The sequence below is a fragment of the Chryseobacterium sp. CY350 genome (assembly GCF_027945075.1).
Lineage (GTDB): Bacteria > Bacteroidota > Bacteroidia > Flavobacteriales > Weeksellaceae > Chryseobacterium.
Genome location: NZ_CP116034.1, coordinates 2,690,556 through 2,704,922, shown reverse-complemented (window position 1 = coordinate 2,704,922; position 14,367 = coordinate 2,690,556). Strand labels below are relative to the sequence as shown.

At 35.1% G+C, this 14,367-nt stretch carries 14 protein-coding genes and 1 pseudogene; 9 read left to right on the top strand and 6 right to left on the bottom strand.

Annotated elements, in window-relative coordinates:
• From porW to PGH12_RS12510, 4 genes are all read right to left on the bottom strand, one after another.
• Positions 1–2,616, bottom strand: coding sequence for a type IX secretion system periplasmic lipoprotein PorW/SprE (gene porW / locus PGH12_RS12525; protein ID WP_267596568.1), 2,616 nt, complete (start codon positions 2,614–2,616; stop codon positions 1–3).
• Between the two features lie 87 nt (positions 2,617–2,703).
• Entirely contained in the window at positions 2,704–3,258 is a 555-nt protein-coding gene (locus PGH12_RS12520) for a Maf family protein (protein WP_267596569.1), read from the bottom strand.
• 9 nt (positions 3,259–3,267) lie between these two features.
• Positions 3,268–3,786 (bottom strand): KdsC family phosphatase, encoded by a 519-nt coding sequence (locus tag PGH12_RS12515; protein WP_267596571.1) that lies wholly within the window; start codon positions 3,784–3,786, stop codon positions 3,268–3,270.
• Positions 3,776–4,525 carry a Rossmann-like and DUF2520 domain-containing protein gene (locus PGH12_RS12510; protein ID WP_267596573.1) on the bottom strand — a complete coding sequence of 250 codons (750 nt, stop codon included), beginning with the start codon at positions 4,523–4,525 and terminating at the stop codon, positions 3,776–3,778. Before PGH12_RS12510 ends, PGH12_RS12515 begins: the two co-directional genes overlap by 11 nt.
• 96 nt (positions 4,526–4,621) lie before the next feature.
• Between PGH12_RS12510 and PGH12_RS12505 the strand changes: the two genes are divergently transcribed.
• The 5 genes from PGH12_RS12505 to lepA all read left to right on the top strand — a co-directional run bounded on the left by PGH12_RS12505 (position 4,622) and on the right by lepA (position 9,595).
• Positions 4,622–5,173, top strand: a complete 552-nt coding sequence (locus PGH12_RS12505) for an RNA polymerase sigma factor (protein ID WP_267596574.1) — start codon at positions 4,622–4,624, stop codon at positions 5,171–5,173.
• A 17-nt stretch (positions 5,174–5,190) separates the two neighbouring features.
• A complete protein-coding gene (locus PGH12_RS12500; RefSeq protein WP_267596576.1) occupies positions 5,191–5,919 on the top strand; it encodes a hypothetical protein in 729 nt (242 codons plus the stop codon).
• A gap of 6 nt (positions 5,920–5,925) precedes the next feature.
• Positions 5,926–6,438: a hypothetical protein gene (locus tag PGH12_RS12495; RefSeq protein WP_267596577.1), complete on the top strand. Its 513-nt coding sequence runs from the start codon at positions 5,926–5,928 to the stop codon at positions 6,436–6,438.
• Between the two features lie 116 nt (positions 6,439–6,554).
• Positions 6,555–7,571 (top strand): hypothetical protein, encoded by a 1,017-nt coding sequence (locus PGH12_RS12490; protein ID WP_267596579.1) that lies wholly within the window; start codon positions 6,555–6,557, stop codon positions 7,569–7,571.
• A 227-nt stretch (positions 7,572–7,798) separates the two neighbouring features.
• Positions 7,799–9,595, top strand: coding sequence for a translation elongation factor 4 (gene lepA, locus PGH12_RS12485; protein ID WP_267596580.1), 1,797 nt, complete (start codon positions 7,799–7,801; stop codon positions 9,593–9,595).
• A 66-nt stretch (positions 9,596–9,661) separates the two neighbouring features.
• On the opposite strand, the gene PGH12_RS12480 is transcribed toward lepA, so the two are convergent.
• Both PGH12_RS12480 and PGH12_RS12475 read right to left on the bottom strand, forming a co-directional pair.
• Positions 9,662–10,426 carry a hypothetical protein gene (locus PGH12_RS12480; protein WP_267596581.1) on the bottom strand — a complete coding sequence of 255 codons (765 nt, stop codon included), beginning with the start codon at positions 10,424–10,426 and terminating at the stop codon, positions 9,662–9,664.
• Between the two features lie 60 nt (positions 10,427–10,486).
• Positions 10,487–10,786 (bottom strand): annotated as a pseudogene (locus PGH12_RS12475) (DUF1579 family protein).
• A 145-nt stretch (positions 10,787–10,931) separates the two neighbouring features.
• Here PGH12_RS12475 and PGH12_RS12470 point away from each other — a divergent pair.
• The 4 genes from PGH12_RS12470 to PGH12_RS12455 all read left to right on the top strand — a co-directional run bounded on the left by PGH12_RS12470 (position 10,932) and on the right by PGH12_RS12455 (position 14,313).
• On the top strand, positions 10,932–11,627 hold the full coding sequence (locus PGH12_RS12470; RefSeq protein ID WP_267596582.1) for an NUDIX hydrolase: 696 nt from the start codon (positions 10,932–10,934) through the stop codon (positions 11,625–11,627).
• A gap of 419 nt (positions 11,628–12,046) precedes the next feature.
• The gene (locus PGH12_RS12465) at positions 12,047–12,382 is read left to right on the top strand and encodes a hypothetical protein (RefSeq protein WP_267596584.1); all 336 of its coding nucleotides are present in this window, start codon (positions 12,047–12,049) and stop codon (positions 12,380–12,382) included.
• A gap of 2 nt (positions 12,383–12,384) precedes the next feature.
• Positions 12,385–13,239 (top strand): hypothetical protein, encoded by an 855-nt coding sequence (locus PGH12_RS12460; protein WP_267596585.1) that lies wholly within the window; start codon positions 12,385–12,387, stop codon positions 13,237–13,239.
• 3 nt (positions 13,240–13,242) lie between these two features.
• Positions 13,243–14,313: an adenylosuccinate synthetase gene (locus PGH12_RS12455; protein ID WP_267596586.1), complete on the top strand. Its 1,071-nt coding sequence runs from the start codon at positions 13,243–13,245 to the stop codon at positions 14,311–14,313.
• Positions 14,314–14,367 lie beyond the last annotated feature (54 nt).

The window sequence follows — 14,367 nt, the reverse complement described above, 5'->3', positions numbered from 1 at the left end:
TTATTTTACAGGATTCGGAACTGAAGTTGCCGGTTGTAACTGTTGAGTGTTAGGATTCGATAATGGCTTTTTAGGAACTCCGCTCTGTATGGCGTTGTTCATCGGCTGCCCGCTATTTTGTAACGGATTGTTCTGATTTCCGGGAGCCGTTATATTTTGCGACTGTTGCATATTTTGTCCCGATTGCCCAAATCCTCCGGGATTTGGCGGCATATTTTGATTATTACCAAGGTTTTTAGGAACTGTATTCCCCTTATTATCAGTAGCCTGAAACGCTACGTCGCTTTTAAGATAGTTCAGCATTTCTTTTGCTTTCTCGCCTTCAGGAGTTTTAGCATAATTTAAAACGATCTGTTCCAATTGTAGAATCATTACCTCTTTCCCACTCGATTTTCCAGCATTGAAAGCATTAAGAAGAGAAAGTTTGGGAACCAACGCATCTTTGGGATTTTTTAGGATCGCCTGCTCAATAATCGTCTGACTTTCGGTAAATTTCTCAGATTCAAATAAAGCATAGGCTGTTTTGTAATCGTTTTCGGTTTCCGGAGCTGATTTTATAAATGTATTATTTTTCGGATTTCTTGCAAATTCTGCATAAGAACTGTAAGGATAATCTGTAATAAGTATCTGTTTGGCTCTTGCAGAAGCTTGAGGATTTTTCTCATGATTCATCGCAAAAATTTCATACAAAGCCTGCAGCATTACTTTTTCTTCAGGTTTTACATCTACAAGATCATACAAAGTTTTCGTTGCTAAAGGAGTATTCGTAAAGTAATTCTGATACATAATACCCAAACCTAAAGAGGCAGTATCTCTGTCTTTTTTAAGCTGAGAAAGTTGTCCAGCATCACTAGGAAGTTGCTCAATATAAAATGAAGGCTCAAAACGTCTGGGATTTGGTGCGGTATTAACGCCTAATGCTTCATTCTTAAGATCTTCAATAGAAGCCATTTTTTTAGAATAACGCCAGTTATCTACTAAAGCTCTGTCTCCCCAAACCTGCTTGAATGTTGATGTTCCTTTGCTTACGGTTCCTGTATTTCCATAATAAAAGCCTTTTGAAGAAGTTCCAAAATCTTCAAACGAACTAGAGTTGTTGGCAAAAAGCGAGTTTGCACTGTAATCTCCGGTGTCAAAACCTTTATTTCTTTCGGCACGTAATCTTTCCAGCTCCTCTTTTGCTTCTTTTGCCTTCAGCTTTTCAATATGTCTGGCAAAGTATTCTGTCTTCTGAGCTTCAGGCATTTTTGCTATTGTGAGAATACTGTCGTTTTTTCTGATTAAATAATAGTTTTTAGAAACTTTCTTTATGTTCTCTGACTGATCTTTCAGAAGTATTTTCGAAGGTTCATACGTCATTGTTGCCAATGCAGAATCGTAGTAAGCGCCCGCTCCGATGTAATCGTTTTTATCTAAATATCTTCTACCGATCTCATAGTAAGCCAGACCACGTACCTGCGGATCTGAAACCTTTTCGGTGAGAGATTTTCTGAAATATTCCTGTCCTTCTTCAGGTTTTCCGGCTTTGTTAGCCATAAGTCCTAAAGCATAATAAAACTCATTTTTTCTGGATCCGTAAGTTCCTTTTTTACTGATGTCTTCAAGGTATTTTTTGGCTCCGTTATAATCACCTTTTCCATTAAAAGTTTTGGCGATTTCGATTTGCGATTTCACTTCAAATTCAAAATCGTTGGCATATTTGTAAGCTGCCATGAAACTCTCACGAGCAGGTTCGCTTCTCCCAAGTTCAGATAAAACCTGACCTCTTAAAAATGCAATTCTGCTTTTCAGTTGTCGGTTTCCGTTGAGTTCAAAAGCGCGGTCAAGTTCTTTTACTGCTTCTTCTTTTTTACCGGCATCCAAAAGCGATTCAGAATAATAGATGCTCATCAGCTTTTCATGCTCTTTGCTGATTCCTTCACTTTTTATTTTATTAAAAATCTGGTCAGATTTATAGTAATCTTTTAGCTGTGCATAGGCTAAACCTTCATAAACTCGCGCTAAAGGAAGTCTTTTGTCTTCCTTCATATGGGTAAAAACATAGTTTAAAGCATCAAGAGCCTGTCTGGATTTTCCCTGATAAATGCGAGATTGCGCAAGAATAATATACGCGTCAAAAATAGTTTTGTTCTGCTCCTCTCCTTTTTTGATAACAGAATACTTTCCTATTGCTTTAAGAGCTTTTGCTTCTGCAATTTCTAATGTTGTTGCTCCTTTGTTTCCGTCCGGATTATTGGGATCCTGAGGCATTCCCGGAACTGTACCACCAGGATTGGGAGGCATCCCCGGAGCAGTTCTGCCGCCGCCTGGCGTAGGTCGATTCACTTCTGCCATCCTCATTGAGTTCTCGGCAAAAGCCGAAGATTGTCCCAAATCACTACCTATCGGCTGTTCTTCATACGTAAGAATAGGAATATGTGGCGCATAAAAGTTGTCTTTATGAGCTTTGTCTCTGCTTGTAAATTCACTGTTCAATGCGTCTTTTGCATTAAAAAGTGTATTGTAATATGTGGAAAAACCTTTTAGAAATTTAGATCTTGCTTCAGGCTTTTTTACCTTGGTACTGCATGAAACAACGATAATCGCTGCTAAAAGGAATATAATATTCTTTTTCATTATTTAGTATAACTCTCTAATCTGCTTTTTATTATCTGATCAGATTGATGATTCTGTAAAAATAATAAAATTTTGCGTGGAATTTATTTATATTTCGTTTAAAATTTTGTAAACCAAATGGGTAGGAAGTCCCATGATCGTATAAAAACTGCCGTTCATCTTTTTTATTTTTGCCATTCCGAGCCATTCCTGGATGCCGTAACTTCCCGCTTTGTCAAAAGGTTTATAATTTTTAAGATAGAAATCAATCTCGTTTTCCAAAATTTCATCAAATTCAACATCAGCAACATCAGTTTCTGTAAAGGTCTTGTCTAAAGTTTTAATTGTAATACCTGTAAAAACCTGATGTGTTTTCCCTGAAAGTTTTTGCAACATATTTTTTGCATCAGTTTCATCCTTTGGCTTTCCAAGAATATGCTCGTCAATTGCCACAATGGTATCTGCCGTGATCAAAACTTCATCTGATTCAAGTTTTCTGAAAGCATCTGCCTTTAATTCAGATAAATAAGCTGCTGCATTTTCTATTTCGATATTTTTCGGTAATATTTCTTCACAATCAATTTTTACGACTTCAAAATCAAATCCTAAGCTGGAAAGCAATTCTTTCCTTCGAGGCGATTGCGATGCTAAAAGTATTTTCATCATTAAATTTTAAACAGATTGTGTATTATCGTCATGCCATTTTCCCTGAACTTTCATTACCTGCTCGATCACATCGCGCACTGCCCCGCTTCCACCCTGCTTTGACGAAATGTAGTCTGCGATATTTTTTATTTCCGGAACTGCATTTTCCGGGCAGGTAGATATTGCTGAATTCTGCATCATATGAAGATCCGGAAGATCGTCTCCCATGGTAAGAATTTCAGTATTTTTAAGTTTATACTTTTTCTTAAAATCGGCATAATCGATCATTTTATCGTGTGACTTTGCATAGTAATCTTCAATACCAAGATAATTAATACGATGTCTCACCATTTCGTCATTTCCGCCTGTGATGACTCCGATTAAGTAATTGTTTTTGAGAGCTTTAACGACAGCGTAACCGTCTAAAACATTCATCACTCTGCTCATGTTTCCGCCGGGCATCAGATAAATGCTTCCGTCTGTGAAAACTCCGTCTACATCAAATACGAATGCTTTGATATCTTTTAACTTCTCTTTATAGCTCATACATTTTTTTGATAGAATGATTCATTGTTTTATAAATCGCAAGACTTTCGTCTTTTAATAATTGCTCGTGTAATTCTAAAACGCGTGTGTCGTTTCTTACTGCGGGTCCGGTTTGAGCCGATTTTGGTTCAATTTCGTGAATTTTTTTGACGGTTTCATCAATTAACGGTAAAAAATAATCAAAAGGAATTTCCTGAGCATCCGAGATTTCTTTTGCCCTTGTAAAAAGGTGATTCACAAAATTGCAGGCAAAAACTGCAGTCAGATGAATGTATTTTCTTTTTTCATGGTCACTTTTCATCACATTTGCTGAAATTTTTGAAGCTAAATCGGTCAATGTTTTTTGATCATTTTCATTTTCAGTTTCAATGAAAAAAGGAATTTTCGAATACTCTAAATCTTTGGATTTTGAAAATGTCTGTAAGGGATAAAAGCTTGATTTTCTGTACTCCCCTTTTAATATTTCTTTAGGTAAAGAACCCGAAGTATGAGCTACAAGACAATTTTTTTTAGTGATTATTTCAGAAACATTTTCCACAGACTGATCACTCACACAAATAATATAAAGATCTGCTTCTTCCAAATTTTCTGTAGAAAAGGAAACGTTTAATTCTTCCGAAATCTTTTTAAGTTCTTCCTCATTTCGCCCAAAAATCTGAGCTAGATGAATATTATTTTGTTTGAAAGCTTTTGCAAGGTGATAAGCTACATTTCCGGAACCGATAATTACAATTTGCATCTAACAAAGATAAGATTTTATGATATTTGGACTAAAAATTGAATAAGTAATTTAACTTTTAAATACTTTTGTAATCCAAACCAATGAAAGCATCTTATGAAGATTAAAGACGCAGAGATTATTGCGCTGATGCAAAACCCACGAACTCTTGAAAAAGGTATTCGTGCATTGATGGACGCTTATCAGAGTAGATTATATTGGCACATCCGAAGGATTATTGTAGATGGAGATCTCGCTCAGGACACTTTGCAGGAGACTTTCATCAAAGCATATCAGAATTTTCATCAGTTTAAAAATGACAGTCAGCTCTATACCTGGCTTTATAGAATTGCAACTAATGAAGCATTGCAGCAGATCAATAAACTGAAGAGAATGCAGAAAACCGACGAAGATCCGGAATATTATATGCAGAATCTTGTTGCCGACAACACGCACAGCGATGCTGAAGAGATACAGGTCTTTTTGCAGAAAGCCATACAAAGTCTGCCGGAAAAGCAGAAACTGGTATTTATGATGCGGTATTATGATGATTTGCCTTACGAAGAAATATCCAAAATTGTGGATATGTCGGTAGGGACTCTAAAAACAAACTATCACTATGCCAAGCAGAAAATAGAAGATTATATAAAAGAAAATTACGAAAGATAATTTTTACAAGTAAAGACATGAAAAATTTTGATCTAGATAAATTAGAACGCAAGAACATTTACGACGTTCCTGAGAATATGTTTCAAAATATTCAGGATAGCGTATTGGGAAAAGTGAATGATTTTGATCTTGATAATGTAGAAAGGAAAAACATTTACGAAGTTCGTGAAGATATGTTTCTAAATGTTCAAATGAAAGTTCTAAGTTCTATAAGTGATTTTGATATTGAAAAATTAGATCGTAAAAACATTTACAAAATTTCAGATCAATTGTTTGAAAATGTTCAGCAAAATGTAATGAAAGAAGTAAATGCTAGCGAAAAAACTCCTGTTTTTAAATTAAACTGGGGATATGCAGCAGCTGCTTCACTGGCATTGATTTTTGGATCGACTTTTTTGTATAACTCTTACTCAGATTCGTCTGAAAATCAGGATTCTGCACAGAGTTTTGTTTCAAATGAGGTGGCTCCCAAAAAGGAAAGTGAATTGGCGTATGAGACTTTAAAATCAGATTTAACTTCTGTTGAAAAAAACAATCAAACAATCGACAATCAGCAGCCAAGCCAACAAATAAAAACGGTAGCTTTTGTACCTGAAAAAACAGATATAAAACTTCAAACTGTAAAGCCTGTTTCTAAGAAAACCGAAGCGCAGATGAATGAATATCTTGAGTCGTTGACAAGTTCTGAGATTGCCGAATTGGCCAATAATTCAAGTCAGGATGTTTATTTAGACTTATATAATTAAAGAATGATGAAGAAAATATTATTTATACTTTTTATAATTTCTGGTTTTGGGCTTCAAGCGCAAGTCAAAAGTTATGATTGGAAAAATATGAGTCGGGAAAAAAGAAAAGAAGTGATCAACAGTTTTTCACCAGAAGAAAGAAAAGAACTTCTTAAAGAATTTAGAAATAATATGGTTATCGATATTCTTCAGGTTGCGCCGGAGGATAAAACAGAATTTACTGAAGTATATAACGAGTATCTTGATAATCAGAAAAAAATACAGAATCAGTTTGATTCAAATTTTGATCCCGAAAAACTGAATGAAGAAGAGGCGAAAGTAAAGCTTCAGCAGAGTTTCGATTTAGGACAAAAATTATTAGATAATAAGAAAAAATATGCGGATAAGATGCAAACCGTCATTCCGTGCCAGAAAGTTTTGAAGTTGTTTCAGTCTGAAGGGATGATGAGGGAAAAGATGAATGAAAGAAAACCTCGCGACGGGAACAATAAGGGCTCAAAACCCAGACAAAACCCATAATAGTTTATTTTTTTAATGTTGGACGACCCTTGCAATTTATTGTAAGGGTCGTTTAATTTTTAGAAAAAATTTTAAAATTATAGAAATTGAATCTATACTTTTGTAAAAATTTCATCATGAAAAAAGTGCTTTTTTTTCTTTTAGCGTCAATATCAATAGTTGCTCAGAAAACAGAAACAATAGATCTGTCTAAGTCAATAAAAGATAATAAAAAAACCTATAAAAATTTCACTGTAATAGATCAAAGATCGTCGAAGGATATTGGTTCTGTTCAGTTTCATAAAGATATGGTCAATATTGTTTTTGAGAATAACGCTGAGACAGATCTGAAGAATTGGTTTTTCAAGTATAATCCTGTAAGAGGAAATGAAGAATTGGTTCTTCTTCTTGAAAATGTCGTAATAAGTGAAGAGAAAAAAGAAAAATTCTCGGTCGGAAAACTTGCAGTTCGCGCCAGTACATTTATTAAAAAAGAAGATGGGTATCATTTTCTACATAGAACAGATACAGCAACTACCGTTTCTTCGCGCACGACACCTTATATGGCACAAAGTCTTTCAAAAAAGCTGACACTCACTTTCTCAGATCTGCTGAAAAAATCATTTGAAGCTAGACAATGGGATTTTCCACTGTCAGAAAGCGAACTTTCAAATTATGAAACGCTACTAAGAGATAAACTCGAAATTTTGAAGACAGACGAACTAAAAGAAGGTGTTTATAAAGATTATTACAGTTTTTTCACTCATAATCCCGAACCAGGTTTTACCATTGAAACGAACAGTAAAGGTATTGCAACAAAAGCAGTAAAGGGCGACGAGAAAAAAGCAATTAGAAACTTTTACGCATTTGTTCACAACGGGGTTCCGTTTAAAGTAATTCCTGTTGGCTATGTGGAAATTTTCAGAGACAGCAACAAACTTTTTATAGAAGCCAAAAGAGAAGAGCTTTTTCCTGAAGATGCTTCAGGCACAGCGGTAATCGGTGCTTCTTTCGGACTGGTGGGTGCATTGGTAAGTGTTGCTATTGATTCGGCTGTTGCGAAAAAGAGGAGAGGAATTCCCGGATCGGAAGTTGTTCTCGACCCGTTATCGGGTTACTATATTTTACCTGAAGACTTTGGCAAAAACAAATAATATTGAAAAGAGAGACTGTTTTGGTCTCTCTTTTTTTTGTAAACGAATAATAAATAAACGTGTTGGATAGCTAAAATTTTTATGAAAAATCTAAGCTGCACTTTGAATTAAATAAGCTTTCCAAAACAGAAGTTTTCCATCAGGTTAATTTATTTTTTCTTGGTACTTCATTAAGAATGAGGAATTATCCTGCATTTTCTTATCTTTGCAAATTACATAGTTCTTAAATGAAAAACATACGAAATTTTTGCATAATCGCCCATATTGACCACGGTAAATCTACTTTGGCAGATCGTCTTTTGGAGTATACCAACACGGTGACTCAGAGAGAATTACAATCTCAGACGCTTGATGATATGGATTTGGAAAAAGAACGTGGGATCACGATAAAATCTCACGCCATCCAGATGGATTATGAGCTTAATGGCGAAAAATATATCTTAAACCTTATTGATACACCGGGACACGTAGATTTTTCTTACGAAGTTTCCCGTTCGATCGCGGCTTGTGAAGGTGCACTTCTTATTGTAGATGCTGCTCAAAGTATTCAGGCACAAACGATTAGTAATTTATATTTAGCATTAGAAAATGACCTGGAAATTATTCCAATTCTAAATAAAATTGACCTTCCGTCTGCCAATCCTGAAGAAGTTACCGACGAAATTATGGGACTGATCGGCTGTAAATACGAGGATGTTCTTCGTGTTTCAGGTAAAACAGGTGAAGGAGTTCACGATTTGTTAGAGCAGATTGTAAAAAGAGTTCCGCCACCAGTTGGAGACCCTGATGCGCCACTTCAGGCTTTGATTTTTGACTCTGTTTATAATCCTTTCAGAGGAATTGAAGCGTATTTTAAAGTGGTTAACGGTAGAATTTCTAAAAACGAAAAGATTAAATTTTTCGCGACTGGAAAAGAGTATGGAGCAGACGAAGTAGGGACTTTGAAACTGAAGCAGGTTCCGAAGAAAACTGTAGAATGTGGGGATGTAGGTTACATTATTTCCGGGATTAAAGATGCCCGTGAAGTAAAAGTAGGAGATACCATTACTTCTTTCGTAAATCCTGCAGCTGCTGCGATTGACGGATTTGAAGAAGTAAAGCCAATGGTTTTTGCCGGTATTTATCCAATCGAATCTGAAGATTTTGAAGAATTGAGATTCTCACTTGAAAAATTGAGATTAAATGATGCTTCTTTGGTTTTCGAACCTGAAAGTTCTGCAGCGCTTGGTTTTGGTTTCCGTTGCGGATTCTTAGGAATGCTTCACATGGAAATCGTGCAGGAAAGATTGGATAGAGAATTTAATATGGATGTGATCACGACCGTTCCCAACGTTTCATATTTAGGATATTCTAAAAGAGAGCCGGACGTTTCGATTTTAATCAATAACCCTTCTGAAATGATTGACCCCAATCTTTTAGACAGAGTAGAAGAGCCTTATATCAAAGCTTCCATCATTACAAAATCTGACTTTGTTGGATCCGTAATGACGCTTTGTATCGAGAAAAGAGGAGAGATCGTTAACCAAAGTTATCTAACGGCAGACCGGGTAGAATTGACCTTTAATATGCCATTGGCTGAGGTTGTTTTCGACTTCTATGACCGTTTGAAATCTATTTCTAAAGGTTATGCGTCATTCGATTATTCGCCAATTGGGATGCGTGCTTCGAAATTGGTAAAAATGGACATCCTGATCAACGGAGATATGGTGGATGCTTTATCGTCATTAATTCACGATTCTAATGCTTATTACATAGGTAAAAAGATGTGTGAGAAACTTCGTGAACTGATCCCTAGACAACAGTTTGATATCGCAGTTCAGGCAGCTTTGGGAGCTAAAGTTATCGCAAGAGAAACGATCAAAGCTTTGAGAAAAGACGTTACCGCAAAATGTTACGGTGGTGATATTTCGAGAAAGAGAAAATTGCTAGAAAAGCAGAAGGAAGGGAAGAAGAAAATGAAGCAGATCGGTAGAGTAGAAGTGCCTCAATCGGCGTTTATGGCTGTTTTGAAGCTGAATGATTAAAGAAAGAGCCATGTAAAAAGGCAAAAAGATAAAAGTGAAATCCGCAGAAATTTTCCGCGGATTTTTTTATTCTAATATTTCCCTTCTTTGATTATTGATGATGTATTCGTTTATAGAAGATTTATAATTTTTTGAAGTTGCTCGGTCAATTTTAATTTTGAAATCTTTTTGCTCTTTTCCTTCGAAATATGGAATTGCCATGATAAATAATTCCTTAGGTTCTAAAATGAAAAAATTGGGAAGTGCGGGTGGGATACATCCATTAACTACATATCTTGTATTTAAAACCTTTTGCCATTTATCAGCCTTGTTTTTCACGAAAGGACTAAAATATGTCAAATAATCAGTATTGATTTTCAGTGGTTTTGCAGAAATATTTTTTATGAAAACTGGATATGATTTAAAATTAACTACTTTTTCATTTCTTAATTTATAAAGAGGAATAGTATCTTTTTCTTTTACAATAATTTCAATGTTTTCTAAGTTTAAGTCATCAGTTATTTTTACATTTTCTGAAGAGATTCCTTGAAACAGTTGTTCATAAAAATAAGGTAGAAGTGATTGATCAAGAATAAAACTTGACTGTTCTTTTTCACCGACAGCGGGAGGTGCTGGTATCCAGTTGATTTCTTGATAATATTTTATTTGAATAGTATCTTTTGAGAATCCTTTGTAAACCAAATTACTACCGAAATCAAAACTACCAGTATTAAATTCTTTGATACTCATTTTCTCACCTTTCGGGAAACTCAAAACAATATCATCCGCAAAAGTTTTTTCCTCTTTGCAACCAATTAAGAATACCGTTAAAATCAAAAGAAATTGTTTCATTCAAATCTTTAATAACTTTGAATGTACAAAAAAACCGTTTCAGTTGAAACGGTTTGCTATTTATTTTTTGGTATATTTTATTTCCATGGTCTTAAACTCTTTGCCTGTTTTAGAATCAGGACCGTACATTTCGAGGGTTAGATGAGTGTCATCCACAAAAGTGTAGACTTCTCTCACGTTGCAGTCTTTTCCGGGTCTTGATGGGTCGGTCATTTTTCCTTTAAATTCGACTGATTTTTTGGCAGCATTCCAATCGCCTTCCATGTTCATCAATCCGGTTCACATATTGTCGATCCAAGTGCTGACGAATTTTTTTTTAGAATTGTCGTAACCTGTGATGCTTATTCCTTCGAAAGGCATTCACATAAAATCTCCTTTATGTTCACTGGTTTGATATCGTCCGTCAAAGATTTAATAAAAAATAAGATTCAAAAAATTATTATTTTAATCTTTAAATTAAGGTTTGTAATTGCTAATTTTGTGTACTCATAACGCAAATTAAATTATGGATTCTCCAAAAAAGTTACAGGATATAAAAGTTGCCGTTGATGCAGTTGTTTTCGGGTATTTTGACAAAAAAGATCTTCAGATTCTTTTAATAAAAAGGAATATTGAACCTTTCAAAGGCGGTTGGGCGCTACCTGGTGGTTTGGTTTTGGACGATGAAAATCTGGATGATGCCGTAAAAAGAGAATTGTACGAAGAAGCCGGCATAAAGCCCGATTTTCTTGAACAATTATATACTTTCGGAAATGTTGGGCGGGATCCAAGAAATAGAGTGGTTTCTGTGGCTTATTTAGGGCTTGTGAATCCTTCATACCATGAATTGTTTGCAGATTCTGATGCGGAAGATGCACAATGGTTCAGTGTCAATGAGCTTCCTAAATTAGCTTTTGATCATCAAATCATTATTGACATTGCGTTAAAAAGACTTCGTACAAAAATTCAATATCAGCCGATTGGTTTTAATCTTTTGAATGATGAGTTTGTATTTTCTGAATTGGAAAATCTCTATAAAACGATTATCGGAAAAGAAATCGACCGCCGAAATTTTAGAAAAAAAATCATGAGCTACGGACTTCTCAACGAAACTTCTCAATTTAAAAAAGAAGGCAGCGGCAGACCAGGAAAATTATTTACTTTCAATCAGGAGAAATATAAAGAGCTTGAAGAGGAAGGGTTTTATTTCGAAATTAAATAAGGTCTGAACGCAAATCTCACAAAATTTTTACAATAATTTTCACAAATATTTTAATGTAAGCTAACACAAATATTTTAGAAAAATACAAATTACAGACATCAATGGGAACGGGCTTTAGCCCGTTTTTTAATGAACAAACACTCCATTGGCTTTAGCCAAAACTTAAATAAAAAATAATCATTTGTTGCATTCGTGAAAAACATTGTGTGATTCATGTGTTAGGAAGTAAATTTTATTATTGAAAATCAATTACTTAACGTATTTAGCGTAAAATAAACACAAATAGATTTGGTTAATAAAATCAAACCTTCTTATATTTGTGTAACAATAACGCAATTTGTGATTTGTTTAAAATCAGTTATTAGTTTTTTATACACTTTTAAATTAGTGTAAAACGAACGCAAATAAAATTTAAAAACATGGAAGAAGACTTAAAACCCAGATTTATCGAATCATTACAAAGAAATAATGATAAGATAAGAGAAGACCGGGCCCGAACAATCGGGGAAGATTCAGAGTTGATATACAGACGCCGAGTTGAAGACATTGAACTGAAAATAAAAAGACTGGAACGCGAACAGGAAGGTCTTATAGACATCAGTCCGTTAGACAAAAACAGTTTGACATTTGCCGATTTTCAGCCGGAAGCATTCGTTCAAAAAGACATAGAATTATCATTAACAATCAGAAATTTAAATATTCAGCTAGAAGTTTCCACAAAAAGATTTGAGTATTTATTTGGTAAAAAATTTTAGTTATGGGAAGTACAAGATATGACATGGACGCTCGTTATGACAGAGCAAGAAAAGAAGGTTATGCATCAAAATCTGCAAGTGAAATTTTCACTCAGAATGCAAAAAGAATGGCACACGAATCAATGAATCCTAAAGGCATTTCTTTCAGAGAATCAAGAGATTCTGCGGTTCATCCGAATTCTGTTCCGATCATTTTAGGACTGGATGTCACCGGAAGTATGGGACATATTCCTCACGAATTAATAAAAGAAGGCCTGCCAAAACTAATGGGCGGAATTATCCAGGGTGGAGTTCCCGATCCCGCACTTTTGTTCTTAGGAATTGGAGATCATGAATGTGACGGTTATCCTTTGCAAGTCGGTCAGTTTGAATCAGGAGATGAAGAACTGGATATGTGGCTGACAAGAACGTATATTGAATCAGGAGGTGGAGGAAATGCCGGAGAAAGTTATTTACTGGCTTGGTATTTTGCCGCTTTTCACACCAGAACGGATGCTTTTGAAAAGAGAAATCAAAAAGGATTGTTGTTCACAGTAGGAGATGAACCATGCCTGAAAACACTTCCTGCTTCAGCCATCAGAGAAATAATGGGAAGCGGACAACAGAGCTTTAAGCATACAGAATTGTTGGAAGAAGCTAAAAAGAGATATGAAGTTTTCCACATCAGCGTTTTGCATTCCGGACAGGCGGTGAATGCAGATAAAGGCTGGAAGGATTTGTTAGGACAGAACTGTTTATCCATCGAAGATTACAGAGATGTTCCGAAAGTGATTAAAGAAGTCGTTTGCAGCACATTTAGTGAAGATCATTTCAAAACTAAAGATTTAGGTGGATTTAATAATATTCAAATGTTTTAAAAAATGAAAACAGCACAAATAATTATAGGCTTAGGTTTTGGTGATGAAGGAAAAGGTATCACTACAGATTTTCTGGCTCAGCAAAATCCTGAGTCTGTAGTTATTCGTTTTTCAGGCGGTCAACAGGCGGCGCATACCGTGATGATGGATGACAGAAAGCACATTCATTCAAGTTTTGCAAGCGGAGCACTGCGGGGTTTGCCTTCTTATTTTACGGAGCACTGTACGATTCACCCGACTTTTTTATTTAACGAAAGCGAAGAATTAAAACAGAAAAACGGAAGTATTGAACTTCATATTCACCCATTGGCAAAAGTAACTACTCCTTTTGATGTTTTCAGCAACAGAAAAAATGTCAGAAACTTAGAACACGGAACCTGCGGAAAAGGAGTCGGAGCAACGATGAAAAGAAATGAAAGTCCGTTTAAGTTATTTGCCACTGATTTGATTGCTCCAAGACCAATGTTGATAGAAAAATTAAAAGGAATCGCAAATTATTACGGTTTTGAAGAAGGAGAGGAGATTCAAAATGCTTTACAGGATTTTTTAGAAGCCATCGATAATATTGATTGGAAAATTGAAGGTTACTCTTATCTGAATTCCTTTAACCATCTTATTTTTGAAGGAAGTCAGGGCATTTTATTGGATATGGATCATGGTGTTTTCCCGAACGTGACTTTTGCGAATACCACTTCAAAAAATGCGTACGAAGTTTGTAAATTGTTGAAGATTGAAAATATAGAAATGTTTTACGTCACAAGATCTTATTCAACCCGTCACGGAAGCGGATGGATGAGTAATGAAAAGGAGTTGGCTTTAAAAAACAATGAAGAGGAAACCTGTATTTTTAATGAATATCAAAAGGATCTTCGCTTTGGAAATTTAGATTATGACTTATTAAATTATGCTCTTAAATTGGATGAAGCTTATGTTGTTGCCAACAAGAAAAATCTGGTTGTGACTTGTCTAGATCAATTGGATGAGGAATTTAAAATAGAAAATATTGATGTAAATTTTGATGAGGTTTATGGATCTTATTCTCCGTATTCAAAGGATTTTAGAAGAATTACTTGATAAGAATATTGATTAATTTTAAAAGAAATAAATTAAATGCAAAATCACAAATCA